The organism is Deltaproteobacteria bacterium (genome assembly GCA_016875395.1).
GTDB lineage: Bacteria > Myxococcota_A > UBA9160 > UBA9160 > UBA6930 > VGRF01.
Window position 1 is genome coordinate 1 of record VGRF01000065.1, and the last position, 3,044, is coordinate 3,044.

The window sequence follows — 3,044 nt, forward strand, 5'->3', positions numbered from 1 at the left end:
GGCGTCACGCCCACGACCGCGGCGAACGTGTCGACGTAGCCGTTCGCGCTGAACGCGTCGGCGCCGGTGAGGTTGTATCGCTTGCCGAGCGTCGCGTTCTTGCCGCCGAGCATGCGCAGCGCGCGCGCTTGGTCCTCGACGTGGCCGATCTGCGCGAGGGTCGTGCCGTCGCCGGGAATCAGGATCGGACGCCCGTGCACGAGGCGCGCGAACATGCGCTGCTCGCGATCGGGCAGGATGTTGTTCGGGCCGAACACCATCGAGAGCGCCACGATCGTGGCGGGGAAGCCGCGCTCGCGGTGCTCGCGCAAGAGGATGTCCTCGCATTCGATCTTCCAGCGCCCGTATTCGTTCTGCTGCGGGGAGCGGTCGAGCGGGAAGTCCTCGGAGATCGGGATGCGCTCGGACGCGGCGTAGATCACGGTCGAGCTCACGAACACGTAGTGGCCGACGCGGCCCCGTAACAACTCGGCCATCAGCCGCGTGTCGTCCGGGGTGTAGGCGTTCACGTCGTAGACGACGTCCCAGTCGTCACCCGCGAGCGCGGCCCGCACGGCGGCGGGGTCGGTGCGATCCGCACTGCGGCGCTTCACGCCAAGCGGCAGCTCCACCGGCGTCTTGCCGCGATTCACGACCGTCACGTCGTGGCCGGTACGCGCCAGCTCGCGCGTAAGCGCCAAGCCGTTGAACTGAGTCCCGCCCATGACTAGGCAGCGCACGGGTGTCTCCTCTTTCCTGGGGAGCCGAGATTGCCACTGGTCGATCCCGGTTGTCGCGTTCGCTCCCGCTGGAGGCTGCAGCTGGCGGCGCTGCGCGCCGCAGCTGGGCCTCAGTTGCGTGCGGGGTTTGGCGGAGGTGGCGCGGTGGTGCGCGCGAACACGAAGGGCGCGAGCACGATGCGCGGCGCGGGCAGGGCGTGGGGCGCTGCCGCGTGCAGCAACTCGGCGCGCATCAGCACGATGTCGCCTGCGTGCCCGCACAGTTCCACGACGCGCACGGGAACGCTCAGCACGCACGCGCCGTCGCGGAGGAAGCGCTCGTCGCGATCGGCGGCGTCGCGCTGCTCGAGCGCGGCGAACCACGGATCGCTCGCGGCGAGGGCCGCGCGCGCCTCGCGCGATCGCAGCGCGCGACCCGCTCGCTCGGCGAGCGCGCTGAGCACGCGATGCGATCCGGCGACGGCGACGGTCGCGCCGCCGCGCGGCTCGACGTCGCTGAGGAACGTGAATGCGCGCACGGCGCGCAGCGCGGTCGTGGGCGGGATCGGAAGATCGAGATGCCACGACTTCGTGGGCAGCTCCCACGCCTCGCAATCGCGAAAGCTCACCAGTGGCGGTCCCCAGCTCGGCGGCTCTTGCCAGCCCCCCGGACCTAACAATTCGCCCAGCGCAGACACGAGCGCGGGGCAGCGCACGGGCGCGAACGCGTCGCTGCGCGAGAGCGCCTGGAAGTGGAAGGGGCGGCTCGCCGGCCACGTCGCCGGGTCGCCTTCGCGTACGCCTTGCGCGCGCTCGAGAAAGTCCCAGATGCGTGCGCGCATCGCGGTCACGTCGCGCGCCGGGATCGCGCGGTGGAGCCGAACGATGCCGTCGCGCGCGAACGTCTCGAGCTGCTCGGCGGTCACCCCGTCCGTTTCGCGAGGTGGGTGACGCGGCTGCCGAGCACGCCGGGCTCGTACTCGATGAACTCGACGAGCAGGCCGTCAGGATCGCGGCACAGCATCACGCCGACGATGCCGCTGCTCGGGTCCATGTTGCGCGGCGGCGTGATGAACTCGATGCCCTTGGCCGTGAGATCCTCGTAGGCCTTGCGCACGTTGCGCGTGCGCAGCGCGATGATGCGCGGCACGCGCTCGCTCCAGGGCTTGTCAGGTGCGGGGTCGTAGGCGGGCTCCAACCATTGGAGCAGGTCGAGGCGCGTGTGCGTCGGGCCGTCGTCGATCGCGAGCAGGGCGCCGCGGCCTTGTGCGCGTGTCATGCCGAAGTTGCCGGCGACGTAGTCGGGCCAGATCACGTCGCGGTTGTCGCGCAGCACCTTGAAGCCGATCGTCTGATAGAAGGCGATCGAGCGCTCGAAGTTCGTGCAGTTCACCGTGAAGTGGAAGATCGACTCGATGCCCCAAGGCGCCGCCGGCTTGGAGGAAGCGGCGCGCTTCTTCGCAGGCGCCGGCTTCGGCTTCGCAGCCCGCGGTTTCGCAGCGCGCTTCGGGGAACGCTTCGCGGACTTCTTCTTCGCCATTGGCTCTCTCCTCGTGTCGCCGCATCATGGCGCAGCGAACCAGGAGTGAGCGATGGCGAAGCCGGTCAGCGAAGCGCGCATGCGCGAGATCTTCGAGTCGGTGAAGAACTGGGGGCGCTGGGGCAAGGACGACGAGCGCGGCGCGCTGAACCTGATCACGCCCGAGAAGCGGCGCGCGGCTGCGGCGCTCGTGCGCACGGGCGAGGTGGTGAGCCTCTCGCGCGAGCTTCCCGTGCAGCCCACCGCGGAGAACCCGAACCCCGCGCTGCACATGATGGTCGTAGGCGGCGATTCGTGCGGGCCCGAGTCGCACGGCGTGCCCGGACTCGAGACCACGATGGACTTCGTGGGCGTCTCGTTCCACGGCATGGCCGTCTCGCACATCGACGCGCTCTGTCACGTCGCGGTGAACGGCCAGATGTACAACGGCTTCCCCATTACCGACGTGCGCTCGACCGGCGCGCTCCATAACAGCATTCTCGCGGCGAAGGACGGCATCGTTTCACGCGGCGTGCTGCTCGACATCCCGCGCCTGCGCGGCGTGCCGTGGCTCGAGCTCGGCGACACGATCGCGCCCGAAGAGCTCGTCGCCGCGGAGCGCGCGCAGAACGTGCGCGTGGAGCGCGGCGACATCCTCCTCGTCGCGACCGGACGCGACGCGCGCAAGGCGAAGCATGGCCCCTGGAGCGCGCAGCACGACGGCGTCGCGGGCCTGCACGCCGAGTGCGTGCCGTGGCTGCGCGAGCGCGACATCGCGGTGCTCGGCTGCGACGGCATCTCCGATGCGCTGCCCGGCCTCGGCATCC

4 protein-coding genes are annotated in these 3,044 nt (G+C 70.5%); 1 reads left to right on the top strand and 3 read right to left on the bottom strand.

Translation table 11 applies throughout. From position 1 onward, the window contains the following. The 3 genes from FJ091_21965 to FJ091_21975 form a co-directional block, all read right to left on the bottom strand. Window positions 1–719, bottom strand: a 719-nt coding sequence (locus FJ091_21965; protein MBM4386017.1) for an NAD-dependent epimerase/dehydratase family protein, incomplete at its 3' end; no start/stop codon positions are given. Between the two features lie 110 nt (window positions 720–829). Further along, a complete protein-coding gene (locus tag FJ091_21970) occupies window positions 830–1,624 on the bottom strand; it encodes a phytanoyl-CoA dioxygenase family protein (GenBank protein ID MBM4386018.1) in 795 nt (264 codons plus the stop codon). Beyond that, window positions 1,621–2,238 carry a VOC family protein gene (locus FJ091_21975; protein ID MBM4386019.1) on the bottom strand — a complete coding sequence of 206 codons (618 nt, stop codon included), beginning with the start codon at window positions 2,236–2,238 and terminating at the stop codon, window positions 1,621–1,623. The genes FJ091_21970 and FJ091_21975 overlap by 4 nt, the downstream gene beginning before the upstream one ends. A 52-nt stretch (window positions 2,239–2,290) precedes the next feature. On the opposite strand from FJ091_21975, the gene FJ091_21980 reads away from it, so the two are divergent. Beyond that, window positions 2,291–3,044: cyclase family protein (locus FJ091_21980; GenBank protein MBM4386020.1), on the top strand; the 754-nt coding region annotated here is incomplete at its 3' end.

Bases quoted from the DNA above. Each gene is read 5' to 3' on its own strand.
- FJ091_21975 (MBM4386019.1), bottom strand. From the start codon at position 2,238: ATGGCGAAGAAGAAGTCCGCGAAGCGTTCCCCGAAGCGCGCTGCGAAA.